Origin of the sequence: Indioceanicola profundi (assembly GCF_003568845.1) — a bacterium.
GTDB classification, from domain to species: domain Bacteria; phylum Pseudomonadota; class Alphaproteobacteria; order Azospirillales; family Azospirillaceae; genus Indioceanicola; species Indioceanicola profundi.
The window spans coordinates 2,542,692-2,568,555 of the sequence record NZ_CP030126.1; the positions used below are offsets into that span (position 1 = coordinate 2,542,692).

At 68.3% G+C, this 25,864-nt stretch carries 22 protein-coding genes; 8 read left to right on the forward strand and 14 right to left on the reverse strand.

What is annotated here, in order from left to right; genetic code table 11:
- The first annotated feature begins 19 nt into the window (after nt 1–19).
- From DOL89_RS12135 to DOL89_RS12155, 5 genes are all read left to right on the forward strand, one after another.
- Nucleotides 20–3,157, forward strand: a complete 3,138-nt coding sequence (locus DOL89_RS12135; protein WP_119679394.1) for an efflux RND transporter permease subunit — start codon at nt 20–22, stop codon at nt 3,155–3,157.
- 242 nt (nt 3,158–3,399) lie between these two features.
- Nucleotides 3,400–6,102 carry a PAS domain S-box protein gene (locus tag DOL89_RS12140; protein WP_119679395.1) on the forward strand — a complete coding sequence of 901 codons (2,703 nt, stop codon included), beginning with the start codon at nt 3,400–3,402 and terminating at the stop codon, nt 6,100–6,102.
- 75 nt (nt 6,103–6,177) lie between these two features.
- On the forward strand, nt 6,178–7,260 hold the full coding sequence (locus DOL89_RS12145; protein ID WP_119679396.1) for a PAS domain-containing sensor histidine kinase: 1,083 nt from the start codon (nt 6,178–6,180) through the stop codon (nt 7,258–7,260).
- A 61-nt stretch (nt 7,261–7,321) separates the two neighbouring features.
- A complete protein-coding gene (locus DOL89_RS12150) occupies nt 7,322–7,846 on the forward strand; it encodes a DUF1440 domain-containing protein (RefSeq protein WP_119679397.1) in 525 nt (174 codons plus the stop codon).
- Nucleotides 7,839–9,005 carry a patatin-like phospholipase family protein gene (locus DOL89_RS12155; RefSeq protein WP_119679398.1) on the forward strand — a complete coding sequence of 389 codons (1,167 nt, stop codon included), beginning with the start codon at nt 7,839–7,841 and terminating at the stop codon, nt 9,003–9,005. The genes DOL89_RS12150 and DOL89_RS12155 overlap by 8 nt, the downstream gene beginning before the upstream one ends.
- Here the strand turns inward: DOL89_RS12155 and DOL89_RS12160 are convergent.
- From DOL89_RS12160 to DOL89_RS12175, 4 genes are all read right to left on the reverse strand, one after another.
- Nucleotides 8,970–9,863, reverse strand: coding sequence for a DUF2971 domain-containing protein (locus DOL89_RS12160; protein WP_162937482.1), 894 nt, complete (start codon nt 9,861–9,863; stop codon nt 8,970–8,972). The two genes, DOL89_RS12155 and DOL89_RS12160, sit on opposite strands and share 36 nt — an antisense overlap.
- 103 nt (nt 9,864–9,966) lie before the next feature.
- Nucleotides 9,967–12,861, reverse strand: coding sequence for a hybrid sensor histidine kinase/response regulator (locus DOL89_RS12165; RefSeq protein ID WP_119679400.1), 2,895 nt, complete (start codon nt 12,859–12,861; stop codon nt 9,967–9,969).
- Nucleotides 12,862–13,149: 288 nt separating this feature from the next.
- Nucleotides 13,150–13,977, reverse strand: a complete 828-nt coding sequence (locus DOL89_RS12170; RefSeq protein WP_119679401.1) for an aldo/keto reductase — start codon at nt 13,975–13,977, stop codon at nt 13,150–13,152.
- 72 nt (nt 13,978–14,049) lie between these two features.
- A complete protein-coding gene (locus tag DOL89_RS12175) occupies nt 14,050–15,225 on the reverse strand; it encodes an MFS transporter (protein WP_119679402.1) in 1,176 nt (391 codons plus the stop codon).
- 105 nt (nt 15,226–15,330) lie between these two features.
- On the opposite strand from DOL89_RS12175, the gene DOL89_RS12180 reads away from it, so the two are divergent.
- Nucleotides 15,331–16,230, forward strand: a complete 900-nt coding sequence (locus DOL89_RS12180) for a LysR family transcriptional regulator (protein ID WP_119679403.1) — start codon at nt 15,331–15,333, stop codon at nt 16,228–16,230.
- 9 nt (nt 16,231–16,239) lie between these two features.
- Here the strand turns inward: DOL89_RS12180 and DOL89_RS12185 are convergent, their stop codons facing one another.
- The 5 genes from DOL89_RS12185 to DOL89_RS12205 form a co-directional block, all read right to left on the reverse strand.
- Complete coding sequence (locus tag DOL89_RS12185; RefSeq protein ID WP_225889780.1) at nt 16,240–16,719, reverse strand: MarR family winged helix-turn-helix transcriptional regulator; 480 nt, start codon at nt 16,717–16,719, stop codon at nt 16,240–16,242.
- An 89-nt stretch (nt 16,720–16,808) separates the two neighbouring features.
- On the reverse strand, nt 16,809–17,228 hold the full coding sequence (locus tag DOL89_RS12190) for an organic hydroperoxide resistance protein (RefSeq protein WP_119679404.1): 420 nt from the start codon (nt 17,226–17,228) through the stop codon (nt 16,809–16,811).
- An 83-nt stretch (nt 17,229–17,311) separates the two neighbouring features.
- Complete coding sequence (locus DOL89_RS12195; RefSeq protein ID WP_119679405.1) at nt 17,312–17,596, reverse strand: hypothetical protein; 285 nt, start codon at nt 17,594–17,596, stop codon at nt 17,312–17,314.
- 89 nt (nt 17,597–17,685) lie between these two features.
- Entirely contained in the window at nt 17,686–18,702 is a 1,017-nt protein-coding gene (locus tag DOL89_RS12200; protein WP_119679406.1) for an alpha/beta hydrolase, read from the reverse strand.
- A 287-nt stretch (nt 18,703–18,989) separates the two neighbouring features.
- The gene (locus DOL89_RS12205; RefSeq protein ID WP_119679407.1) at nt 18,990–19,547 is read right to left on the reverse strand and encodes an NADPH-dependent FMN reductase; all 558 of its coding nucleotides are present in this window, start codon (nt 19,545–19,547) and stop codon (nt 18,990–18,992) included.
- A 144-nt stretch (nt 19,548–19,691) separates the two neighbouring features.
- Between DOL89_RS12205 and DOL89_RS12210 the strand changes: the two genes are divergently transcribed.
- Entirely contained in the window at nt 19,692–20,708 is a 1,017-nt protein-coding gene (locus tag DOL89_RS12210) for an alpha/beta fold hydrolase (protein ID WP_119679408.1), read from the forward strand.
- A gap of 3 nt (nt 20,709–20,711) precedes the next feature.
- Here DOL89_RS12210 and DOL89_RS12215 read toward each other — a convergent pair whose 3' ends face one another.
- Nucleotides 20,712–21,677: an SDR family oxidoreductase gene (locus DOL89_RS12215; RefSeq protein WP_119679409.1), complete on the reverse strand. Its 966-nt coding sequence runs from the start codon at nt 21,675–21,677 to the stop codon at nt 20,712–20,714.
- Nucleotides 21,678–21,773: 96 nt separating this feature from the next.
- Here DOL89_RS12215 and DOL89_RS12220 point away from each other — a divergent pair, with 96 nt between their 5' ends.
- Nucleotides 21,774–22,667 carry a LysR family transcriptional regulator gene (locus DOL89_RS12220; protein WP_119679410.1) on the forward strand — a complete coding sequence of 298 codons (894 nt, stop codon included), beginning with the start codon at nt 21,774–21,776 and terminating at the stop codon, nt 22,665–22,667.
- Between the two features lie 12 nt (nt 22,668–22,679).
- Here the strand turns inward: DOL89_RS12220 and DOL89_RS12225 are convergent, their stop codons facing one another.
- From DOL89_RS12225 to DOL89_RS12240, 4 genes are all read right to left on the reverse strand, one after another.
- On the reverse strand, nt 22,680–23,525 hold the full coding sequence (locus DOL89_RS12225) for an oxidoreductase (RefSeq protein WP_119679411.1): 846 nt from the start codon (nt 23,523–23,525) through the stop codon (nt 22,680–22,682).
- Between the two features lie 103 nt (nt 23,526–23,628).
- Complete coding sequence (locus DOL89_RS12230) at nt 23,629–23,952, reverse strand: Atu4866 domain-containing protein (protein ID WP_119679412.1); 324 nt, start codon at nt 23,950–23,952, stop codon at nt 23,629–23,631.
- 13 nt (nt 23,953–23,965) lie between these two features.
- Nucleotides 23,966–24,808: an SDR family NAD(P)-dependent oxidoreductase gene (locus DOL89_RS12235; protein ID WP_119679413.1), complete on the reverse strand. Its 843-nt coding sequence runs from the start codon at nt 24,806–24,808 to the stop codon at nt 23,966–23,968.
- A 122-nt stretch (nt 24,809–24,930) separates the two neighbouring features.
- Entirely contained in the window at nt 24,931–25,851 is a 921-nt protein-coding gene (locus tag DOL89_RS12240; protein WP_119679414.1) for a LysR family transcriptional regulator, read from the reverse strand.
- Nucleotides 25,852–25,864 lie beyond the last annotated feature (13 nt).

Genomic DNA, 25,864 nt, shown 5'->3' on the forward strand with positions numbered 1-25,864 from the left:
CCCGGGAAGGACAGCCATCATGGCAAGGTTTTTCATCGATAGGCCCGTGTTCGCATGGGTCATCGCCATCGTCATCATGCTGGCGGGCCTGCTCTCGATCCGGGCGCTGCCCATTGAGCAGTATCCCAAGATCGCCCCGCCGGCGGTGACGATCAGCGCGACATATCCCGGCGCGTCGGCGACGACGCTCGAGCAGACGGTCACCCAGGTCATCGAGCAGCGGATGACCGGCATCGACTATCTGCGTTACATGTCGGCCACCAGCGATTCCGCCGGCAACGTCGCGATCACCCTGACCTTCGAGCCGGAGGCCGATCCCGACATCGCCCAGGTGCAGGTGCAGAACAAGCTGCAGCTTGCCATGCCGCAGCTCCCCCAGGAGGTGCAGGAACTGGGCCTGACCGTCACGAAGTCCAGCAACGACTTCCTGCTGATCATCGGCTTCATCTCCGGCGACGGGTCGATGGAGCGCGGCGACATCGCCGACTTCGTCACGTCCAACGTCCAGGACCCGATCAGCCGCGTCACCGGCGTCGGCGAGGTGCAGGTGTTCGGCCCGCAGCATGCCATGCGCATCTGGGTGGACCCGGACAAGCTGACCAGCTTCAACCTGACCATCAACGACCTGACCGCCGCCATCCGGGCCGAGAACGCCCAGGTGTCCGCCGGCCAGCTCGGCGGTCTGCCCGCCGTGCCGAACCAGGAGCTGAACGCCACCATTACGGCGCAGACCCGCATGCAGACGCCGGAGGAGTTCGCGAACATCCTTCTGCGCGTCAATCCGGACGGGTCCCAGGTCCGCCTGCGCGACGTGGCGCGGATCGAGGTGGGCCAGGAAAGCTATGCGGTGGAAGCCCGCTACAACGGCAAGGCTGCTGCCGGTCTCGGCATCCGGCTGGCCGCCGGCGCGAATGCGCTGGACACGGCCGAAGCGGTCAAGGCGCGGATGGAGGAGCTGAAGCCCTTCTTCCCGCAGGGGCTGGAGATCATCTATCCGTACGATTCCACGCCGTTCGTGAAGCTGTCCATCGAAGGCGTGGTGCATACGCTCATCGAAGCCGTCATCCTGGTCTTCGTGGTGATGTATGTCTTCCTGCAGAACTTCCGGGCAACGCTGATCCCCACGATCGCCGTGCCGGTGGTGCTGCTGGGCACCTTCGGCGTGCTGGCGGCCTTCGGCTTCACCATCAACGTGCTGACCATGTTCGCCATGGTGCTGGCCATCGGCCTTCTGGTCGATGACGCCATCGTCGTGGTGGAGAATGTCGAGCGCGTGATGGCGGAGGAGAAGCTTCCGCCCAAGGAGGCCACCCGCAAATCCATGGACCAGATCACCGGCGCCCTGGTGGGCATCGCCCTGGTCCTGTCCGCCGTGTTCGTGCCCATGGCCTTCTTCGGCGGGTCGGCCGGCGTGATCTACCGCCAGTTCGCCATCACCATCGTCTCGGCCATGGCCCTGTCGGTGCTGGTCGCGGTGGTGCTGACGCCGGCGCTCTGCGCCACCATGCTGAAGCCCCATGTGGATCACGGGCCGCGGCGCGGCTTCTTCGGCTGGTTCAACCGCAATTTCGACCGCGGCAGCAACGCCTACCAGGGCGTGGTGCGCGGCGCCGTCCGGCGTCTCGGCACCTACGGCGTCGCCTATGTGCTGATCCTGGCCGGTCTGGCCTTCCTGTTCACCCGCATGCCGACCTCCTTCCTGCCGACGGAGGATCGCGGGCAGCTCATGGTGGTCTATACGGCCCCGCCGGGCGCCACGCAGGAGCGCACAAGGGAAACCACCTACGCCGTCGAGAAGCACTTCCTGGAGACGGAGAAGGAAGCGGTCGAGGGTCTGTTCACCATCAACGGCTTCAGCTTCGCCGGTCGCGGCCAGAACATGGGCCTGGCCTTCGTCCGTCTGCGTCCGTGGGAAGAGCGCGAAGGTGCGGCGCTGAAGGCCGATGCCGTTGCCGGCCGCGCCATGGGGGCCCTGTCGAAGCTTCGTGACGCCATGGTCTTCACGATCCTGCCGCCATCGGTGCCCGGCCTCGGCAACGCCACGGGCTTCGACCTTCAGCTCGTGGACCGCGGCGGTCTGGGCCACGCCCGACTGCTGGAGGCCCGCAACCAGCTTCTCGGCATGGCGGCCCAGGACCCGCGCCTAGCCGGCGTCCGCCCCAACGGCATGGAGGACACGCCGGAGTACCGGATCGAGGTCGATCGGGAGAAGGCGCGCGCCCTCGGCCTGTCGCTGACGGAGATCAACACCACGCTGAGTGCGGCCTGGGGTTCCACCTACGTCAACGACTTCATCGAGAATGGCCGCGTGAAGCGCGTCTACCTCCAAGCGGATGCGCCCTTCCGCATGCTGCCGAGCGATCTGGAGCGCTGGTACGTCCGCAACAATGACGGGGAGATGGTGCCCTTCTCCGCCTTCACCACCTCGCACTGGACCTATGGGTCGCCGAAGCTGGAGCGCTTCAACGGCGTGCCGTCCATGAACATCCAGGGCGGCGCCGCACCCGGCATCAGCTCGGGCGAGGCGATGGCGGCGATGGAGGAGCTGGTGGCCAAGCTGCCGCCGGGCGTCGGCATCGAGTGGACGGGCCTCTCCTACGAGGAGCGGCAGTCCGGTTCGCAGGCCCCCGCCCTCTACGCCCTGTCTATGCTGGTCGTCTTCCTCTGTCTGGCCGCCCTGTATGAGAGCTGGTCGGTCCCGGCGGCGGTGATGCTGGTGGTGCCGCTGGGCGTCGTCGGCGCGGTTATCGCGGCGACCCTGCGCGGGCTGCCCAGCGACGTGTACTTCCAGGTCGGCCTGCTCACCACCATAGGTCTGGCGTCCAAGAACGCCATCCTGATCGTGGAGTTCGCGAAGGCGCAGTACGACGAGGGCATGGGGCTGATCGAGGCGACCATCGAAGCGTCGCGTCAGCGCCTGCGCCCGATCCTGATGACGTCCCTGGCCTTCACGCTGGGCGTGCTTCCGCTGGCCACCGCCAGCGGGGCCGGTGCGGAAAGCCAGAACGCCATCGGCGTCGGCGTGATGGGCGGCATGATCTCGGCCACGGTGCTGGCGATCTTCTTCGTGCCGGTCTTCTTCGTGGCCGTCATGAAGCTGTTCAGCCGCCGGACCAGCGCCGGCAGCGCTGCCCCCGTGCCAGTCGGCTCCGACTGACCAGACGGCCTTGCCGGCCAAGCCTGACGCCGCCGCCTGCACCCTGCGGGCGGCGGCGTTGTGTTATCCATAGCGTGCAAATCCAGTGGCAGATCCTACCATGACGTTCCTATTCCTGAGTGACATGAACCGGAGGGAGGTCGATCAGGAGTTGCTCAACTATTTTGCAGCAACATCAGCATCTCCAATCGTGTTAACCATAAGCCGCTGCGGCTGCCGAAGTCGTGTGCGAGGACGTTGGCATGGTCCGGGACCCGATCTGCATGGCCTGCGGTGTTGAGGAAGAAGTGCGCGGCGCATCGTCCGAACTCGATGAGCATCATGTGCTCGAACTCGTTGCCGCGGGCGCTCCCCTCACCCGGATTCTCGAGGCGGTCTGCCGCCTGACGGAGAACGATATCCCCGACTCCGTCTGCTGCATCGCGCTGCATGACGACAGCCGGAGCATCATGCACGATGCGGTGGTGCCCAGCCTTCCGGAACTCGGCATCGCGCTCGAAGGGCAGTCCGCCATCGATGGCAACGGGGCGTGCGGCAGTGCCTGCGCGCGCGGTCAGGCCGTCGTCGTGGCCGATATCGAAACCGATCCGCTGACCAGCGGATTGAAGAGCATGCTGCTTCTGCTGGGGCTGCGGGCCTGCTGGTCCAAGCCGATGCTGTCGCCCAGCACCGGGCGGGTGATGGGATGCTTCGCCGTGTATTTCCGCACTGCGCCGGCGGTTCCCACGGAACAGGAGATGCAGCGCCGCGACGTGCTGCTCCGCTGGGCCGCCATCGCCATCGAGCGCTGGCAGGTCGAGAGGGCGCTCCGCGAAAGCGAGGAGCATCTGCGCTACACGGTGGAGCTGAGCCCGCAGATCCCCTGGACGGCGGAGCCCGACGGCTCCATCTCCAGCGTCAGCGCGCGGTGGGTGGAATTCACCGGCTACAGCCGGGAAGAGGCGTTGAGCGAGGGCTGGCTGGCGGCGCTGCACCCGGACGACCATGCCCGGATCGCGAAGGCCTGGGCGGACAGCACCGCCAGGGGCGAGCCGGTCGACGTCCAGTACCGCCTGCACTCCGCGGCCGACGGTTACCGCTGGGTGCGCGCCCGCGCCTATCCCAGGCGGGACGCGGCTGGCCGGATCGTGCGCTGGTACGGCGTGCTCGAAGACATCCATGAGCACAAGCTGTCCGAGGACGCGCTCCGCCAGGAGAAGGAGCGGCTGCGGCTGCTGACCGACGGGCTGCCCGTCCTGATCGGTTATCTGGACAGGGATCTCATCTACCGCTTCGCCAACAGGGCCTACCAGGACTGGTTCGGCCTTCCCGCGGAGGACATCGTCGGGCGGCATCTGGTGGAAGTCATCGGCCAGGACGCCTTTCATGCCCGCCTGCGCATGCTGAAGGAGGCGCTGTCCGGCCGTGCCGTTCGGCTGGAAGGCTTCCTTCCCCATCAGGACGGGCATCTGCGCCACAATGACACCCAGTACCTGCCGGACATCGGCGAGGACGGTGAGGTCCGGGGCATCTATGTGCTGGTCGTGGACACCAGCGTCCGCCGGCACGCCGAAGAAAAGCTCCGCCAGAGCGAGGCGCGGCTGACCACCATCTTCAACCAAGCCAGCGTCGGCATCGCGCAGACCGATACGCAGGGCCGGCTTCTACTGGTCAATGGCCGCTACTGCGAGATCACCGGCCGCGGCGCCGACGACCTGATCGGCCGGCGGACGCAGGATCTGATCCACCCGGACGACCGCCCCCGCGGAGAAGAGAAGCTGGCGGGCCTGCTGAAGACCGGCGAACCCTATTTCATCCAGAAGCGGATATGCCGTCCGGACGGCTCCTGGCTGTGGGTCAACAATCATGTCTCGATAACCCGCGGTCCCGACGGGCGCCCGCGCGAGATCATCACCGTGGTCCAGGACATCACCGAGCAGAAGGAGGCCGAGCAGCGCCAGTACCTGCTATCGCGCGAGGTGGATCATCGGGCCAAGAACATGCTGGCCGTGGTCCAGGCCATGCTGCGCCTGACGCGGGCGGATAGCCGAGAGAGCTTCATCGAGGCGGTCGAGGGCCGCATCGGCGCGCTTGCCCGCGCCCACACGGCCCTGGCGGCCAGCCGCTGGACATCGGTGGATCTGGGTGAGCTTGCCCGCGATGAGCTGGCCGCCTTCCAGCAGAGCGGCGGCACCCGGATCGAGCTGAATGGGCCGGCCGTCGGCCTGGACGCGGACGCCACCCAGGCGATCGCCATGACCCTGCACGAGCTTGGCACCAACGCGACCAAGTATGGCGCACTCTCCGCGCCGGGCGGGTCCGTCCTTCTGTCCTGGTCCCGCAACACGGCGGACGGCGCGCTTCTGATGACATGGCGCGAGCAGGGCGGCCCCGGTGTGGTCGCGCCGACCCGCACCGGCTTCGGCTCGATCGTCATCCGCCAGACCGTCGGTCACCAGCTCGACGGTTCGGTCGAGCTGGACTGGCTGCCGGACGGGCTGCAATGCCGGATCACCATCCCTGCCGGCCATCTCAGCAGGGTCAGCCGGCGCGAGACGGCTGGCAGACCTGCCAGCGCGATTGGGGAAGGACAGGCCGTGGTCCGGTCCTGCCGCATCCTGGTCGTCGAGGACGATGCCCTGATCGCCATGGAGGTGGTCCAGCTCGTGCGCGAGATGGGGCATGAGGTTATCGGTCCCGCCGCCAGCCTGGAGGCGGCGGCGAACCACCTGGAGTCAGGTCCCGTCGACGCCGCCATCCTGGATGTGAAGGTCCGGGACGAGCTGATCTTCCCCATCGCGGACCAGATGGCGGAACGATCGATTCCGGTGCTGTTCGCGACCGGGCACGGCCGGGATGTTCTGCCGCCCCGGTTCTCCAACGCCCTGTCCGTGCGCAAGCCTTTCGCCAAGGCCGATTTCGTCGAATCCCTGCAAGGATTGCTGCGGCGCGTCAGACAGCGGTGAACTCCTACTCCGAAGTGGTATGGAAGAGCAGTGTCTGAGTCGTTACTCTGAACTCCTCGGGGAGAGAGAAGCGCCATGCCGATCCATTTGCCGATTGGGGGCAGCGAGGCGTCCCAACCCGTTGACCTGAGTACGCTCGTCGTCGAGAAGGCGGCCGATTCCATTTTCGTCCTGGATGCGGAAGGGCGCACCGTCTACGCCAACTCCGCGGCGGAACGGACCTTCGGCTGGACGCGGGAAGAGCTTGCCGGGAAGCTGCTGCACGACCTGGTGCACCATCACCGCCCCGACGGACGCCCCTACCCCATGTCGGAATGCCCCTTGGGCCATGTGTTCGGATCGGGAACGCAGCTCGAAAAGCATGAGGACATGTTCTTCCGCCGCGACGGAACGCCGATCCATGTAGCCTGCTCCAACGCTCCCCTGGAGCATGAGGGCCGGATGGTCGGAGCCGTGCTGATCGCGGTGGACATCACGGAGCGGAAGCGGATCGAGGAGAGGCTGGCCGAGGCGCTCGCCGCGAAGGACGGGCTGATCAAGGAGGTCCACCACCGGGTCAAGAACTCCCTGATGATGGCGATCGGGCTTCTCCGCCTTCAGGCGCAGGAGGTGGCCGATGCCACGGCCCGCCGTCAGTTGGAGGATGCGTGCGCCCGCGTCGCCACGGCGGCGCGGATGCACGAGCATCTGCACCGGGTCGAGGATCTGGAGACGGTTGAATTCTCCCAGTTCCTGAAGGAGCTGTGCGAGCAGGTGGTCAGCACCAGCCAGGTGGCCGACAGGGTCGCCTTCGAGTTCCATGCCGAACCCATGGTCCTGCGCACGGACCTTGCCCTTCCCTTGGCGCTGGTAGCCAACGAGCTTGTGGTCAACGCCTTCAAGCATGCCTTCAGGGACGGTCGGGCGGGCCGCATCCAGGTGCGGTTCGGCCCCACAGGCGAAGGCTGGAGTCTACAGGTGTCGGACAACGGGGTCGGCCTGCCGGAGGATGTGGACTGGACATCCTCCAGATCGCTGGGGACGAAGCTGGTCTACGGCCTGTCACGCCAGATCGCCGCATCCGTGACGCTCGACCGGACGGCCGGGTCCACCATCACCGTCAGTTCCGCCCAGACCGGCCACGACACCGGAGGAATCGGCGCGCCGACGCCGGGATGAACTTGCCCGCCGGGCGTTGAATCACCGGGTGCGGTCGGGAATCCGCACCGGAAGGGGATTCATGCCGGACGACGCCCAGCCTCAGCTTCGCCCCACCACCATTTCCGCGGAACCGCCGGGCGGCAACGGCCTGTCCGGCGCCATCGGCGGCTTCGCAGCCACCGTGCCCATGACGGCGGCGATGGTGACCATGCACGCGGTCCTGCCCGCCCGGGAGCAGTATCCGCTGCCACCCAACCCGATCACCCACGGCATCCTGCCCAGGATGGGCATTCCGGAGCGGATGGTCGCCGCCTTCGATCCGCTGCCGACCCTGGCCGCCCATTTCGGCTTCGGCGGCTTTGCCGGGGCCGGCTATCCGGCATGGCGACGCTCCTGGCCACGGGCCGGGCGTGCGCAGGCCGGCATCTCCTATGGCCTGCTGGTCTGGGCTTTGAGCTATCTGGGCTGGGTTCCGGCGGCACGGCTGCTGCCGCCGGCCAGCCGGCATCCGCGCCGCCGCGTGCTTCTGATGCTGGCGGCGCATGTCGTCTGGGGCTACGTGACGGCCCTTGCCGCCGAACGCGGAGGGCGGCGGCATGGCTGAGCGGCTGCGGACGTTCATGGTCCTGGGCGGCGGCGTCGGGCTCGGCGCCTATCATGCCGGCGCCTATGCCCGCCTGCGCGCGGCGGGGCTGGAGCCTGAATGGATCGCCGGCAGCTCCGTCGGCGCGGTGACGGCGGCTGTCATCGCCAGCACCCCGGCGGATCTGCGGGTGGAACAGTTGATGAAGTTCTGGGGCCGGCTGGTCTGGCCCGCCGCCTCCCTCGATCCCGGCCCCGGACCGCTGAGCCGGCTGACGTCGCTGGCCTCCGTACTGTCCACCCGGTTAACCGGCCATCCCGCCCTGTTCACGATGCGGGCAGCCTGGCCGGGGGCGTTGATGCCAGGCGATCCTGCCCGTCAGGCGATGTACGGGCTGGAACCGTTGAAGCGGCTGCTGCACGAATTCGTGGATTTCGACCGGCTGAACCGCGGGCCGATGCGCCTGACCGTCTGCGCCACCGATCTTGCGACCGGGGAACCGGTGATGTTCGACACGGCGCGGGAGCGCATCGGGATGGAGCATCTGCTCGCCAGCTCGGGCTTCCTTCCCGACTTCCCGCCGGTCCGGATCGGGGACCGCTGGCTGGGCGACGGCGGGCTATCGATGAACGCGCCGCTGCTGCCGATACTGGAAGAGGAAAGCGGCGACCTCACCTGTTTCCTGCTGGACCTTTACGCGCCGCCGGGACGGGTGCCTTCCAGCATCGATCAGGCGCTGGAGCGGCGCTATGACCTGCTGTTCGCCAGCCAGACCCGCGCCACGGTCCGTGCGGAGGCGGAGATCGGGCGGCTGCGGGCCACGCTGGCGGAGCTTATGGACCGGATGCCGCCCGCCGCGCGGGCATCGCTTCCCACCGAGCTGCGGGAGCTGGCGTCGAGCCGTCGGGTGGAGCTGTTCCACCTCGCCTATGCCGAAACGGCGGATGATTCCGGCACCAAGGCCTTCGACTTCTCCGCCCCGACCCTGCGCCGCCGCTGGACGGCGGGGGAGCGGGACATGGATGACGCCATCGACCGGCTGCGGAGCCTGAAATTCGGACAGCGCCCCGCCGGCGTGCATGTCCACAGCTTTGGCGCCGCCACCCCCGCGGGAGCGGCGGCGACGAACCGGGAGTACATCCCGTCAGACCAGCCGGAACGGCACGGTCGAGCGGGATAGGCGGACCTGCTCGGAAAAGCCCTGCTGGCGCAGCAGGGCGGACACGGCGGGCACCGACAGATGTTGGTGGCGCGACGGGCCGATCCAGACCTCGCGCAGGGTGGCGGGATCGTAGGATACCGGCAGGTAGCTGGCGATGCAGGTGGCGCGCGGGAGGAAATGCAGCTCCCCCACCTCATCCGGCCCGATCAGCCGCACCAGCCGCCACTCCCGCTCCTCCGCGAACCCCGGATGCTTGAAGAAGGCCGCGAACCAGGCAAGGCGGCCGAACGCCTCGTCCAGCAGCTCCTCATCTGTCGAGGCCGCCCGTGCGGAGTTGCGCCAGAGGTCGGCCACCATCCCGACCAGATCGTCCGCGAACCGGTCCTGGACATCCCCATCGTAGAGGCAGGGGGCCATCAGCGCCTGCGGCCATTTCAGCCCGGTCGTCAGCCCCTTGATGTCGAAGCCAAGCGCATAGCCGCTCTCCAGCTCCCCATAGCCGCGCCACTGGGACAGCAAATCGGCTGCGCCGGAGAAGCTGACGACATAGACGGCCGGGATCGTCTCCTCCGACTGCTTGAGCCGGTCCCTGACCCCGTCCAGGAAGGGTCGGTCCGAACTCTCCGCCCCGCGGGCGAGGCGCGTCACCGCCTGTCCGATGCGCTCCAGGCTGAGGTAGTATTCGGTGCTGTCGTTGAGGAACGCCACATTGGTGGCGCGGAAACGGCGGTCCCCCAATATGCCCAGCAACCCGTCCGGTCCAGTATAATGGTAGACCGTCCTGTCCCCTGCCCTGTCGGCAGCCAGGCGGTCGTACCAGGTACGGCAGAAATGGTCGAGAACCTCGTCCATAGGCTTGTCCGAGAGACTGAACATCCAGGCACCAGCGGCAAATCGGCAGCCCGCAGATTCGCCGGAGGTCCGGCAGTCCCGCGTCCTGCTCACAAGGGCTGGTGCCAACAGGCCGGAATGCCGGTCGTCACCTGTCCCCCGGACCGCCTTGATCCTTCTCCTGCCGTCCACCCTCCCGCGCCGCCGCCAAAGCGGAGGCCAGGGCGCGGAGCAGATCCTCGACCTGATAAGGCTTGGAGAGCACCTGCACGCCGCCGGCGCGCGCCACATCCTCGCTGTAGCCGGTGGTGAGAACGACCGGAAGCCCCGGACGCAGCCGTTGCGCCTCGTGGGCGAGATCGACGCCGCTGAGCCGGCCCGGCATCACCACGTCGGAGAAGAGCACGTCCACGCGCGCCCGGCCCGCCAGCAGCGGCAGCGCCTCGTCCGCCGTGGCGACGTGGGCGACCTCGTACCCCACATCCTCCAACGCCGCCGCGATTGTCGAGGCTACGACCGGATCGTCCTCCACCAGCAGCACGCGCCCGCTGCCGCGCCCGATGGGCGCAGCGCTGCCGGATACCGCCGCCGCCGTCCGCGCCGGCGTTCCGGAGCGTCGCATCCACAGGATGACCGTGGTGCCCCTGCCCACCTTGCTCTCGATCCGGGCGGTGCCGCCGGTCTGGCGCGCCATGCCATAGACCTGCGCCAACCCGAGGCCGGAGCCTTTCCCCAGCTCCTTGGTGGTGAAGAATGGGTCGAACGCCTTGGCCAGAACCTCTGCCGGCATGCCCTCGCCGGTATCCGCCACCGACAGACGGACGAACTCCCCCGCAAGCCCGATGGGGTTGCCGGGCGGCAGCACCACATTCGCCGCCTCGATCGTCAACTGGCCGCCGGTCGGCATGGCGTCGCGGGCATTGACGGCCAGATTGATCAGCGCCAGCTCGAACTGGGTGGGGTCCACCTCCACGGGCCAGAGGTCGGGGCCGAAGGTCGTGCTGACGCCGATATCGGCCCTGAGCGCCCGCTCCAGCAACCCGGACATGCCCAGCACCCGGTCGCGCACGTCGATGGGCTCCGGCCGTAGGCTTTCGCGCCGGGCGAAGGCCATCAATTGCTGCACCAGCTTGGCGCCCCGCTGAACCGCCTGCTGCCCGGCGTTCAGCAGCGGCTTGACCCTCGGCTCCTCCGTACGCCGGCCGATCATGGTCAGGCAGCCGCCCAGCGCCTGGAGCAGGTTGTTGAAGTCGTGCGCCACCCCGCCGGTGAGCTGGCCCACCGCTTCCAGCTTCTGCGCCTGACGCAGATGCTCCTCCGCTTGGCGCAGGGCTGTTTCACGCTCCCGCTCGGCAGTGACGTCGCGCCCCACGGCATGGATCAGGCTTTCATCGGGCACCGCGATCCAGGAAATCCAGCGATAGGACCCGTCTTTGTGCCTGTAGCGGTTCTCGAACCGCAGCGTGGTATGGCCCTGAGCCAGCCTTCCCGCCTCCGCCCTCGTGGCGTCCAGATCGTCGGGATGCACCAGATCGAGGAAGCTGGAGCCGAGAAGCTCGTCCTCATTCCAGCCGAGGAGCGCGGTCCAGGCCGGGTTCAGGGCGGTGATGGTTGCATCGAACCGGGTCACCAGCATGATGTCGGTGGATAGCCGCCACATGCGGTCGCGGTCGGCCGTGCGCTCCTCCACCCGGCGTTCCAGCGTGGCGTTCAGCTCCCGCAACGCCTCCTCGGCGCGGTTGCGCTCCGTGGTGTCGTAGCAGACGCCCACCACGCGCGGTCCCTCCTCCGCTGTGCTCGCGACCATTTCCGCCCGCCGCGCCATCCAGCGCTCCTCGCCCGTATCCGGGCGGACGATACGGTATTCGACATAGCGCAGCCCGTCCGCCGCAGGTGGACCGGCCCGCAGGGTGGTGAGCTTGGAACGGTCGTCGGGATGGACGATTTCCGCCAGCTTTTCGAGAGCCACCGTCGGCCGCGGTTCGATGCCCCAGAGGCGGCAGAACTCTTCCGACACCTCCATGGTGCCGTCGCTCCGCAGCTCGAACGTGCCGACGCCGCCGGCCTCCTGCGCCACCCGCAGCCGTTCCTCGCTGGCGCGCAACGCCTCTTCAGCGCGCTTGGCCTCCGTCACGTCGCTGCCTTCGACGAAGATGCCGGACACCCGGCCGTCCGCGCCTTTGATCGGCTGGTAGACGAAGGTGACGAACCGCTCCTCCAGCGGGCCGCCGGGGGTGCGCCGGATGGTGATCGGCTCCCCCTGGCCGACGAAGGACTCGCCGGACCGGTAGACGCGGTCCAACAGCTCGAAGAAGCCCTGCCCCGCCACTTCGGGCAGCGCCTCGCGCACCGATTCGCCGACCAGGTCGCGCCGGCCGACAAGCTGGTGATAGGCGGCATTGGCCAGTTCGAACACATGGTCCGGGCCGTGCAGAACGGCCATGAAGCCGGGCGCCTGCCGGAAAAGTTCGCGGAGATGCTTCCCCTCGGCGGCGAGCCGGGCATTCGCCTCCCGCAGCTCCGCCTCTGTGGAGCGCAGCCGGCGCTCCGCCAGCACCTTCTCCGTCGTTTCCGTACAGGCGCAGAACATGCCCATCACCTGCCCGGTCTCGTCGCGGAGCGGGCTGTAGGAGAAGGTGAAGTAAGTTTCCTCCGGATAGCCGTGGCGCACCATCACCAGCGGCAGATTTTCATGGAAAGAGGCTTGGCCGGCCAGCGCGCGGTCCACCAGCGGCCTGATGTCGTGCCAGATATCCGACCAGACTTCCGCGAAGGGGCGGCCCAGCGCCATCGGGTGCTTGGCCCCGAAGATCGGGCGGTAGCCGTCATTGTAGAGGAAGGCCAGCTCCGCCCCCCAGGCCACGAACATCGGGAACTGGGAGCTGAGCATCAGGCCGACCACCGTGCGCAACGCCGGGGGCCAGCCTTCCGGCGGGCCGAGCGGAGAAGTCGTCCAGTCATGGGCGCGCATGCGCGCGCCCATCTCACCGCCGCCCATCAGAAAATCGGGACTGCCGGCATCCCCGGCTGGACGGGTTCTCATCCCAGGCTGACCTTTTCCGTACCGTACGCAGCTTCACCGAACGAGCCTGCCCGGACACCCCTTGCCAAGCAGATTGGCCGCCAGCCGCCGGAAGCGGCCTTCACGACCCATGAAGTCCTGAACGCTTGGGAACGGAAATGGGTGCCGCAGCGCGGGCTGCCTGACACTCGAGCATAAGGACGGATGCAGTGCGGTACAACGCAAGCAGGCATATCCTTTGGGATTAATCCGTCTTTCCAGGATTTGGACCGGTCCAGCGCATCGGATGGGCCGGACCGGTTCCGCGGATCACCTGTCCCAGGCCGGGGCCAGCCCCGCCGGGCTGACGATGCGGCCGTCCGGCCGGGCAAGCCCGTGGATGGCCGCCATCTCCTCCGCTGACAGCTCGAAGTCGAAGATGGCGAAGTTCTCGGCCGCGCGGGCCTCCCCCACCGTCTTGGACAGGACGATCAGGCCGTCCTGCTGCACCACCCAGCGCAGCACGAGCCGGGCGACGCTCTTGCCGTGGCGGGCGGCGATCTCCTTCAGGACCGGGTCGGCCAGGATCTTGCCGTCGGCCATGGCGTAGTAGGCGGTGACGGACATGCCGGCCTTCCGCGCCGCTTCCAGCACCCTGGTCTGGTCCAGATAGGGATGGTACTCGATCTGGTTGGTGACGATGGGCGCGTCGCTGAGGCGCACCGCCTCCGCCATCAGGGCGGTGTTGAAGTTGCTGACGCCGATATGGCGCACCTTGCCCGCCGCCTTGACCGCGTTCAGCGCCGAAATCTGCTCGGCCAGCGGCACGGCCTCGTTCGGCCAGTGCAGCAGCAGCAGATCCACATAGTCGGTGCGGAGCTTGCGCAGGCTCTCATCCACCGACGCCAGGAAGTCGTCATGGCGGTACTTGTCCACCCATACCTTGGTGGTCAGGAAGATGTCGCCGCGCTTGACCCCGCTGGCCTGGATGCCCTCCCCGACCTGGGCCTCGTTGCCGTAGATCTGGGCGGTGTCGATGTGGCGGTAGCCGAGGGACAGGACATGCGGCACCATCCGCAGCACATCCTCCCCGCCGACGCGGAAGGTGCCGTAGCCGATGGCCGGGATCTGCGCGCCGTTGGCGGATACCATATGCATTGAACTCTCCTTTCCATCCCTGGAACCCCGATGGTCCCAGGGATAGCCGTATGAAATCGGATTGAACAGGGATCAGGCCGCCTGAAGGGCCGGCCGCCGGTCCAGCGCGCCGCTCCACAGCGTCAGGACCAGCCCGCCCAGGACGAACAGCCCACCCACCCAGGGCGTTGCCGCCATGCCGAGCGGAGAGGCCACCACCTGACCGCCGAAGAAGGCGCCGGCGGCGATGCCGAGGTTGAAGGCCGCAATGTTCAGGGCGGAGGCGACATCCACCGCGCCCGGCGAATGGCGCTGGGCCAACTGCACAACATAGAGCTGGAGGCCGGGCACGTTGGCGAAGGCCAGGGCCCCCATGAAGGCCAGCGTGATCAGGGCCGGGATCTTGGCCGATGCCGTGAAGGTGAAGACGAACAGCACCAGCGCCTGCAGCGCGAACAGCCAGACCAGGGCGCGGACGGGATTCCGGTTGGCGAGCTTGCCCCCCACCATGTTGCCCACCGCGATGGCTGCGCCGTAGAGCACCAGGACCAGGCTGACCGTGCTGTTGGAGAAGCCGGTGATGGTTTCCAGGATCGGGGCCAGATAGGTGAAGGCGACGAAGGTGCCGCCATAGCCCAGCGCCGTGATGGCGAAGGCCAGCAGCAGGCGCGGCTGGTCCAGTACCCGGACCTGGTTGCCCAGGCTGGCCGGGGCCGGCTGGCTGAGCTTGCCCGGCACCAGGGCGGCGACGCCGATCCCGCCGATCACGCCCAGCGCGGAGACGGCCAGGAAGGTGGCGCGCCAGCCGAAATTCTGCCCGATCCAGGTGCCCAGCGGCACGCCGGTGACGATGGCGATGGTCAGGCCGGAGAACATCATGGCGATGGCGGAAGCGCGCCGGTCCTCCGGCACCAGATCGGCGGCGATGGTGGCGCCGACGGAGAAGAAGACGCCGTGCGCGAAGGCGCTGAGCACCCGTGCGACCAGCAGGATTTCATAGTTCGGGGCGAAGCCGGCCAGCAGGTTGCCGGCCACGAACAGCCCCATGAGGCCGAGCAGCAGCGGCTTGCGCCGGAACCGGCCGGTGAGCGCCGTCAGCACCGGGGCGCCGAAGGTGACGCCAAGCGCGTAGATGCTGACGATCAGGCCGGCAAGCGGCAGGGTGATGTTCAAATCTTGGGCCACGGTGGGCAGCAGGCCGACGATCACGAACTCCGTGGTTCCGATCGCATAGGCGCTGATGGCCAGGGCCAATAAGGCGAGAGGCATGGAAATCACTCCAACTGTGCAGGCCCATGAGATGCGCCATCATTCCGCTGGCGGGAATACCGTCCAGTTTCCTATCATCTTGTCCACCAGTGACAAGGTGGCCTGATGAGCGATACCCGCGCCTGGGAGATGAGGGTGTTCCTGCGCGTCGTTGCCCGCGGCAGCTTCAGTGCCGCGGGGCGGGAACTGGGCATGACGCCCTCCTCCACCGCCAAGCTGATCACCCGGCTGGAGGACCGGCTGGGCGTGCGGCTGGTCGAGCGGTCGACCCGGCATCTGCGCCTGACGGCCGAGGGCGAACTCTACCGGGACCGGGCGGAGGGGCTGCTGGAGGAGCTGGACGCGCTGGAGGTGGAGGTGGCGGGCGGTGCGCGCTCCCCCTCCGGGCTGATCCGCATCAATGTGTCGGTGCCCTTCGGCCGGCACTGCCTGCTGCCGCTGCTGCCCGCCTTCCGGGAAGCCTATCCGGACATCCGGCTGGACCTCGGCCTGACGGACGAGATCGTGGATCTGTATTCGGCCCAGGTCGACATCGCCTTCCGCACCGGCAAGATGCCGGATTCGGCGCTGCTGTCCGTGCGGCTGGGCGATGTGCGCCGGCGGATCGTGGCCTCCCCCGACTATCTGGCGCGCAGGGGCACGCCGCGCACGGCCGCCGACCTGGAGCATCACGAGTGCCTGGGCTTCAACTTCCGCCGGGCCGCCGCCGTCTGGCCGTTGCAGGCCGGCGGGCGGCTGGTGAACCGGGAGGTGCATGGGCACATCGTCGCCAACAATGGGGAGACCGTGCGCCACCTGGCGGTGCTGGGGCTTGGACTGGCGCGGCTGGCGGAGTTTCATGTGCGCGCGGATCTGGAGTCCGGTCGGCTGGTCAGCGTGCTGGACGACACGCTGGTGGACAGCGAGGAGATCCACGCCCTCTATATCGGGCGGGAGCGCGCACCCCGGCGCATCCAGGCCTTCCTGGATTTCATGACGCCGCGGCTGCGGGCATTGCTTGCCTAAAGGCGCCGATCAGCGGAGGTCGAGCTTCCGCTCCGCATCCTCGAGGGCGAGGCGGAGGCGCTTCAAATCCTCCCGCAGCTCCCCCAGCTCCGGCAGGGTGCGGCCGGACGCGGCCAGCACATGGCTCGGCACCGCCTGCGCCTTGCCCTTCAGCGATTTGCCCTCGGGCGTCAGATTGATGCGCACAATGCGCTCATCCGCCGGATCGCGCGACCGCCGGACCAGCCCCTGGCTTTCCAGCCGCTTCAGCAGCGGGGTCAGCGTGCCGCTGTCCAGGCCCAGCCTCTCCCCCAACTGCTTCACGGCGCAGCCCTCCTCCTCCCACAGCACCAGCATGACCAGGTACTGCGGATAGGTGAGCCCCAGCTCCTCCAGGATCGGCCGGTAGACGCGCGTCATCGCATGCTGCGCCGAATAAAGGGCAAAGCAGACCTGGTTGGACAGAAGCAGCGGATCGTTCCGGTCGGAGGGCATGTCGGTCGGGGTCATGGCGGGGTCCTTAATCAATAACGCGCGATCCCCCGGCTTTCCAGGGGATCGCGCAATATGGAACCGCGCAGGAGCTGCAGGGTCGCGGGTCAGGCGATGGTGGTCGTCACCTGGATGTTACCCTTGGTGGCATGGCTGTAGGGGCAGACGCGGTGGGCGCGGGCCACCAGCTCCTCCGCCTGGGCGCGGTCCACGCCGGGCAGGTTGACGGTGAGGTCCACGGCAAGACCGAAACCCTCGCCATCATCGCGCGGGCCGATGCCGACCTGGGCGGTCACGGTCACGTCGGCCGGCACGGCGATCTTGTCGCGGGCGCCAACGAATTTCAGCGCGCCGATGAAGCAGGCGGAATAGCCGGCGGCGAACAGCTGCTCGGGGTTCGTGGCCCCGCCCTTGCCGCCCAGCTCCTTGGGCGTGGCGAGGGCGACGGAGAGCAGCCCGTCATCGGTCACGGCGCGGCCGTCCCGGCCTCCGGTGGCGGTCGCGGTGGTGGAGTAGAGGGTCTTCATGGCTTCATTCCTTCCCAGGTGCGGCGACCGCAGCCGCCGCGTTGCAGGATCGAGGTTCGAACAGGGGATCGGGGGGCGGGCGGTCAGCGGGCTTCGGCGATCTGGGCGGAGGTGTTCACCGCCGCTTCGATCTCATCCCGGGCCAGCCGCTGCCACGCGCTGGAGAGGACCTGGTCGCCTGCGGTCTCGGCCGCGTCGGCGTTCTTCAGCAGGTTCTCAATGCGGCTGCGGGCTTCCGCGGGGATGGAGGTCGGCACGGAGGCCGCGGCCTGGACGGCGTTGGCGCTGTCCTGCACCGGGACGGAGGTTTCGGCGAAGGCCGGGCCGGAGATCAAGATGGCGGCGGCGATCAGGGCATTGCGGATCATGGCTTGGTTTCCTTCTCGGATGGGTATGGTCGGGATCGGTGGCCCGGCGGCATCCGCCGGGCGCACCCTGGTGGGGAAATCGGTCGTGGTTACCTGGCGAGGGCGGATTTCAGCGCGGCCCCGGCCTGGGCGATGGCGCCCTTGGCGGCGGGCGTGTCGGCCAGCGCGTTCAGCATCACGAAGTCGTGGATGGTGCCGTTGTAGCGGGTGGAGGTGACCGTCACGCCGGCCTGGGCCAGCTTGGCGGCATAGGCCTCCCCCTCATCCCGCAGGACATCGTTCTCGGCGACGATGACGGTGGCCTCCGGCAGGCCCTTCAACTGCTCCACGCTGGCCTTCAGCGGGAAGGCGGTGGGCTCGTTCCGGGACGCCTCGGGGTAGTTGGCGTCGATGAAGTAGTGCATGGCCTTCGTGGTCAGCCACGGCCCGTCGGCGAAGCGGGTATAGGAGCCGTTCTCCGACACATCGTCCGTCACCGGGTAGAACAGCACCTGGTGCCGGAACGCCGGCCCCTTGCGGCTCTTGGCCAGCAAGGTCACCGCGGCGGCCATGTTGCCGCCGGCGCTGTCGCCGGCCACCGCGATGCGGGAGCCGTCGAGCTTCAGCTTGGCCCCATGCTGGGCCACATAGTTCGCGGCGGCGTAGGCCTGCTCGATATTGTCGGGGTACTTCACCTCCGGCGCCCGGTCGTAATCGACGAAGACCACGGCGGCATTGGCGGCGGCGGACAGCTCACGGATCAGGTGGTCATGGGTGTTCCGGTCGCCCAGCACCCAGCCGCCGCCATGATAGTACAGGACCACCGGCAGCGTGCCCTTGGCCCCTTCCGGCCGGACGATGCGCACCTTCACGCTTCCGGTCGGGCCGACGGGGAAGCTGGTATCCTCCACCGTGGTGGCGGCGCTGGGGATCGCGGAGGACTGGGCGCCGGCGAGGACCTTGCGGGCATCCTCGTAGCTCAGCGTGTAGATCGGGGCCAGGTCGGCCTTGGCGAGCTGGTCGATGAAGGCCTGGGTCTTGGGCTCCAGCACCGGCTCCGCCGCGAAGGCGGGAGTGGCGGCGGTGAGCAGTGCGGCGGCGGAAACACCGGCGAGAATCTTGTTCATCTTTTCCTCCTGTCGCTTGGACGGGCGCCCCTCGGGGCTTCCCTGGACCGGTCCGCAGGATGGCGTGGCCGTTCGGTGAGAGGAAAGATTGCGCACAATTCGATTGACGGCAAGCTATTTGATCGAGCGCAGTTGTATTGCGCGCAATGCATCTGGCGAATGGCTGCTGGTCCGGCGCTTGCTTCGCGCGCGACCGCGGACGGACGGCTCTTCCAAAATGATCAGGGCCGGCGGGAATATCCGATTCCCGCCGGCCCTGAGCCGCTACCGCACTGGAAAATCGATGCCTAGCGCGCCGGCGCCAGCTTGGACACCAGCTCCGCGAACCCGTCCATATAGGCCTGGAGGAAGCCGCGGGTGCTGTCGTTCGTGATCGCGCCGCTGGCGTCGATCAGGTCGGGCTTGAAGGAGATATAAGCCTCCCCGCCCATCACGGTGCTGCCGAGCACGGCCAGAATCTGGCGCAGATGCTGCTGGCCCACCGCCGTGCCGATGGCGCCGGGGGAGGTGCCCGTGATGGCCGCCGGCTTGCCCTTCCAGACATTCTGCCCGGCCGGCTTGGAGCCCCAGTCGATGGCGTTCTTCAGCACGGCGGGGATGGAGCGGTTATGCTCCGGCGTCACCACGAAGACGGCGTCCGCCGCCGCGATCCGGCTGGTGAAAAGATTGACGCTGTCCGGCCGGTTGCCCTCCAGATCGGCGTTATACATGGGAAGTTCGTCGATCCCGACGAACTCGAACTCCAGCCTGCTCTCCACCAGCCCGGTCATGGCCCGGGCCAGCTTGCGGTTGATGGAGTCCCGGCGGTTGCTGCCGACGATCACGGCCACCTTGAACTTGCTCATCGCTTTCCTCCTTGCGGAGCCGCTGTGGCTCCTCACCTAAGTAACTGCGAGGCGGCACGGATTTCACAATAGCCATGCCGGTGCCGACTCTGTTGGACCCGCCATGTCCCGCACCGTCAGACCTGGAAGGAGCTTGTCTATCCGATGAAGAGGCTGTTCGCGATCCTGCTCGCCGCACTCTGCCCCGCCGCGGCGTGGGCCCAGTCCGCCGATGTCCCGGCCTATGGGGCGGAGCTTGAGGGGTTCGACTACCCGCACGAGGTGGAGCGGTTCGCCCTCACCTCCCAGCGGCAGGACTTGCAGATGGCCTTCATGGACGTGGCCCCGACGGGCCAGGCCAACGGGCGGACGGTGGTGCTGCTGCACGGCAAGAACTTCTGCGGGGCGACGTGGGAGGCCACCATCGCCACCCTGGCCGAGGCCGGCTACCGCGTGATCGCCCCCGACCAGATCGGCTTCTGCAAATCCACCAAGCCGGAGCGGTACCAGTTCAGCTTCGACCAGCTCGCCGCCAACACCCATGCGCTGCTGACCTCCCGCGGGGTGGAGCGGGCCACCATCGTCGGCCATTCCATGGGCGGCATGCTGGCGTCCCGCTATGCCCTGATGTTCCCGGAGACGGTGGAGCAGCTCGTCCTCGTCAACCCCATCGGGCTGGAGGATTGGCGGGCGGAGGGCGTGCCCTACGCCGCCATCGACCAAGCCTACCAGAATGAGCTGAAGACCAGCTTCGACAGCATCAAGGCCTATCAGCAGCGCGTCTATTATGACGGCGACTGGCGGCCCGAATATGACCGCTGGGTCGCCATGCTGGCCGGCATGTACAAGGGCGAAGGGAAGGAGCGCGTGGCCTGGAACCAGGCGCTGACCTCCGATATGGTGTTCACCCAGCCGGTGGTGCACGAGTTCCCCCGCATCCAGCCGCCGACCCTGCTGCTGATCGGCCAGACCGACCGCACGGCCCCCGGCGCGAACCGTGCGCCGGAGGATGTGGCGAAGCGGCTTGGCAACTATCCCGAACTGGGCCGCCGCGCGGCGGAAGCGATCCCCAACGCCACGCTGGTGGAGTTCCCGGACCTTGGCCACTCCCCCCAGGTGGAAGCGCCGGACCGCTTCCATGAGGCGCTGCTGAAGGGGTTGGCCGCCCGGGCCGGGAAGTAACGCCTAGATGCTGCGGAGGCCGGACAGCGTGGTGCGGACGGCCTCCGCCAGCGGCGTATGCGGCTCTTCCCCCAGCGCTGCCACCAGCCGCGAATTGTCCAGCCTCACCGGCCTTTCCCAGAGATAGCGCATCTCCCCCAGTTCCCGGAACAGCGGCACGACCGGGGAGGCCAGCCGGACCAGCCTCCAGGGGAAGGCCCGTATCTTGGGCTTGCGCCCCGGAACGGCGTCGCGGATCGCGTTCGCCATGGCGGTGCCGTCCGCATCCCAATGGCCGCCCATATGGAAGCTGGCGAAATCCGGCAGCGCATCGCCCCGATCCACCAGCCGCACCATGGTTTCGGCGACATCGGGCAGATAGGCCCATTGATGCCCGATTCCGCACCGGCCGGGATTGGTGATCGTCGCGACCGGCCGGCCGGGCTTCACCAGCCCTTGTGAGAACCAGTTGTTGGCGGCCTGCGGGCCGAAGAAGTCGCCGGCCCGCACGATCAGCACACGGGGCCCCTGCCCCGCCGCAACCCGCAGCCGCCGCTCCATCTCCACCCGGATGCGGCCCTTGCGGGTCCCGGGGTTCTGGGGCGCATCCTCATCGATCAGGGGGAAGGCGTCGGGGCCGTAATTATAGACCGTGCCCGGCAGCAGGATGCGTGCGCCGTTCGCACGGGCCGCCTGGATGCTGCTGTCCAGCATCGGCAGCACCAGCTCCTCCCACTTCCGGTAGCCGGGCGGGTTGACGGCATGGACGATCAGGCCGGCCCCTTCCGCCGCCGCCGCGACATCCGATGCCCGCATGGCGTCGCCCTGGACCCAGGAGATGCCGCTTTCCGGCCCGGTCGCGCGCGACGCCTCCGCCGGGCGGCGGTGCAGCGCCCGCACGGCCCAACCGCTTGAGGCAAGCCGCCGCGCCATTTCCCCGCCGATCCCGCCGGTAGCCCCCAGCACCAGCGCCGTCCGATTCCGTGTCATGGTCCTGTCCCTTCCATCCTCTCGGTCGGCAAAAGGATGGCCCGTTCGGCTTGGAAAGGAATTGTTGAATTCCGTGCGCTTGCTATACAGAAATTTATGAGCCGGACCGATCCAAGCTGGGACCTGTACCGAAGCTTCCTGGCCGTGCTGCGAGAGGGTTCGCTGTCGGGGGCCGCCCGCGCGCTGAACCTGACCCAGCCCACCATCGCCCGCCATGTGGCGATGCTGGAGGATGCCGTGGGCTGCACCCTGTTCCTGCGCTCCCAGCGCGGGCTGGCGGCGACGCAGGCGGCGTTGGAGCTGCAACCCTATGCGGAGGCGCTGGCCGCCACGGCGGCGGCCCTGGTGCGGGCGGCGTCCGGCCAGGGGGATGCCGTGCGCGGCACGGTGCGCGTCACCGCCAGCGAGGTGGTGGGGGCGGAGGTGCTTCCCCCCATCCTCACCACCCTGCATGAGCTTCATCCCGGACTGGTCGTGGAGCTGGTCCTGTCGAACGAGGTGGAGGACATCCTGCAGCGCGACGCCGACATCGCGGTGCGGATGGTGGAGCCGGTGCAGCAGGCGCTGGTGGTCCGCCGCATCGGCGACATCCCGCTGGGGCTGCATGCCCATCCGGCCTATCTGGCCCGCCGCGGCACGCCCCGGACCCTGGAGGAGCTGGAGCATCACAGCCTGATCGGCTTCGACCGGGAAACGCCGGCGATCCGCAACGTGCTGCGCCGGATGCCGTGGCTGGAGCGGACCCGCTTCGCGCTGCGCACCGACAGCGATCTGGCCCAACTCGCCGCCATCCGGGCCGGCTTCGGCATCGGGGTCTGCCAAGTGCCGCTGGCCCGGCGCGAACCCCGGCTGGTCCGCCTGTTGCCGGACCGGTTCGCGCTGAACCTGGGCACCTGGCTGGTGATGCATGAGGATCTGCGCAGCACCCCGCGCTGCCGCGCCGTGTTCGACGGGCTGGCATCGGGGCTGAAAAGCCATCTCAGCCCCTGACGCCCCGGCTGTTCAGGCGGCACTTTCGACGATGTCGGTGGAGGCGGAGAGGCTGCGCCAGCGCTCCAGCTCCTCCAGCCGCGCCGTCAGGGTCGCGGCGATCCCCTCCAACGCATCGGTGCCGGCGGCATAGCGCAGCGGCGGCTCGGCGGCACCCGCCAGGGTCACCAAAGCCCGGCCCAGCTTGGCGGGATCGCCGGCCTGACGGTGGCTGTACTGGTCGTAGGCGGCGCGGCGGGCGGTGGAGGACGGCACATAATCCTCGATCACCTTGCTCCCATAGCGCACGGAGCTGCCATCCAGGAAGTCGGTGCGGAAGAAGCCGGGCTCCACGATGGTGACGCGGATGCCGAACTCGGCGACTTCCAGCGCCAAGCTCTCGGAATAGCCCTCCACCGCGTATTTGGTGGAGCAGTAGACGGACGCCCCGGCGAAGCCCTTGGTCCCGCCCATGGAGGACAGGTTGAAGATGCGCCCGGCGCGCTGCCGCCGCATGACCGGCAGCACGGCGCGGGTCACGTTGAACAGGCCGAACACATTGGTCCCATACTGCCGGACGATGTCCTCCGCCCCGACCTCCTCGAACGCGCCGAGCTGGCCGAAGCCGGCATTGTTGACCAGCACGTCGATGCGCCCGAAGCGGGCCACGGCGGCATCCACCGCGGCCTGGGACTGCCCCTCCTCCGTGACGTCGAGGGACAGGGCCAGCAGGCGGTCGGCCTCGCCGGGGAAAGCGGCCTCGACCTGCTGCGGATTGCGGGCGGTGGCCACGACCATGTCGCCGGCCGCGAGCGCCGCCCTGGCCACCTCGCGGCCGATGCCGCGGGATGCGCCGGTGATGAACCAGACCTTGCTCATGTCATGTCTCCTGTGTGTCCAGGGATGCGCACTGGGCAGGGCATCCCCGTTCCGGCCACATCGGGTGCGGCCGGGCGTTTGAATCACCGGTTCGGACGAGGGGTCAGCGCTGGCGGTAGAGCACCATGCCGGCGTGATGCAGGACCCCGTCGATAAAGTCGCCGTCGGCGGTGAAGCCGGTATCGTCGACATAGTCGATATGGTTGCCGGTGATTGTGTAGCTGCCCTGATAGGCCTTTTCCCGCCGGCCGCGGGCCTCGACATAGCGGCCGTCGGGCAGCAGCTCGTGCCTGATATGCCCGTCTGCGGTGACCCACATCCCGACAAAGCTCTGCTCGGTCATGTCCGTTCCTTTCTCGGCGAAAGCGGGAAGCGTGGCGAAGATCACGGCCGTCAGGGCCGTGGCGATGCCGCGTGCGATGGTCATCCTGCTTCCTCCTTCACGCCGCATGGGCCGTGCTGCGGCCGACGGCTTCCCACCGCTCCATATCCTCGTCCAGCCGGTTCAGCCGGACGCGGGCGCGGTCATAGGCATCGGCGCCGATCAGCAGGTCCAGCGGCGGCTCGTCGGCCTCCACGGCCTGGATGATGGCCTGCGCGCCCCTCGCCGGGTCGCCGTCCTGCCGTCCGTCCTTAGCGGCGAGCAGGTCCAGGACGCGCCGGCTTTCCGCATAGCCGCCATCGTCCCCCGCCGTCCGGCGCATGGACCGGCCGGACAGGAAGTCCGTGCGGAAGGAGCCCGGCGACACCACCGTGACCCAGAGGCCGAGCGGGGCCACTTCCTGCGCCAAGCTCTGTGACAGCGCCCAGAGCGCAGCCTTGGTCGCGGCATAGATGCCGGAACCGGGGGCCGGGGCGATGCCGGCGATGGAGGAGATGTTGACGATGTGCCCCCTGCCCTGCGCCCGCAGCAGCGGCAGCGCCGCCCGGATCACCGCCAGGGGACCATGGACGTTGACGGCGAACACATGCTCGATCTCCGCCGCCGTGCCCCCGGCCACGGGGCCGAGCAGCCCGTAGCCGGCATTGTTGACCAGGACGTCGATCCGCCCATGCAGGCCGGCGGCCTCCGCCACGGTGCGCTCGATGCCGCCGATATCGGTCATCTCCAGGGGAAGGACCGTCAACCCCCCGTGGGCGAGTTGATGCGGGGCGAGTTGCGGCGGAACGGTTCCGTCGCGGGTGGTGCCGACGACCAGATCGCCCTTGTCGAGAACGGCTTTGGCCAGCTCATAGCCGAAGCCGCGCGAGATGCCGGTGATGAACCAAATTTTCCGGGTCATCCGATGTCTCCTGCCAGGGCCGGCGGAAATCGCCGGCGGGGTGGTGGGAGGAAGATGGCCCGGTACGGCCCGCAGGATAATCGGCCGCCTTATGCCAAGGCTTTTAAGCCCGGCTTATATAATCAGCGCCGCGGCGTTCCATCGGCGGCGCGCAGGAAATCGATGAAGGCGCGCAGGGCGGGCGCCATCTGGCGCTGCCGCGGAAAGCAGATGTGATAGCCGGGATAGGGCTGCGACCACGCCTCCAGCATCGGCACCAGCCGGCCGGCGGCCACATGCTCCGCCACCTCAAGATTGGTCAGGAAGGCGATGCCGACGCCGTCCAGTGCGGCGCGCAGCATCATGCTCCGGCAATTGGCGATCAGCGGCCCCTCCACCGCCACCTCGAACCAGGTGCCGTTCTCGCAGAATTCCCAGTTATAGGGCGTCGGCCGTCCCGCCCAGCGCCAGCGGACGCAGCTATGGGCGTGCAGGTCGCGCGGCGTCGCCGGCATGCCGTGCCGCTCCACATAGGCGGGGGCGGCGACGGCGATCTGGCGGTGCTCCCGCCCCACCTTGACCGCCACCATGTCCCGCTCGATCACCTCGCCTGGGCGGATGGCGGCGTCGAATCCGCCGGCCACCACATCCACCACGGCATCGTCCGCCGTGATGTCCAGCACGATGTCCGGATGGGCCTCATGGAAGACGGCCAGCAGCGGTTCCAGATGGATCACCCCGGCCAGCCGGCTGCAATGAAGCCGGACGGTGCCGGAGGGGCGGTCGCGGAAGCGGGACACGCTGCCCACCGCCGCCGCGATGTCCGCCATGGCGGGACGCAGCCGCTGAAGCAGCGCGTCGCCCGCCGGCGTCGGGGCGACGCTACGGGTGGTGCGGTTCAGCAGGCGGACGCCCAGCCGCTCCTCCAGCCCGCGGATGGTCTGGCTGAGGGCGGAGGGGGAAATGCCCAACTGCTCCGCCGCGCGGCTGAAGCTCGCCTGGTCGGCGACGGCGACGAAGGCGCGCAATTGGGCGAATTCGCTGCCCTGGATATTCGGCTCCATGCCGGATCATTGG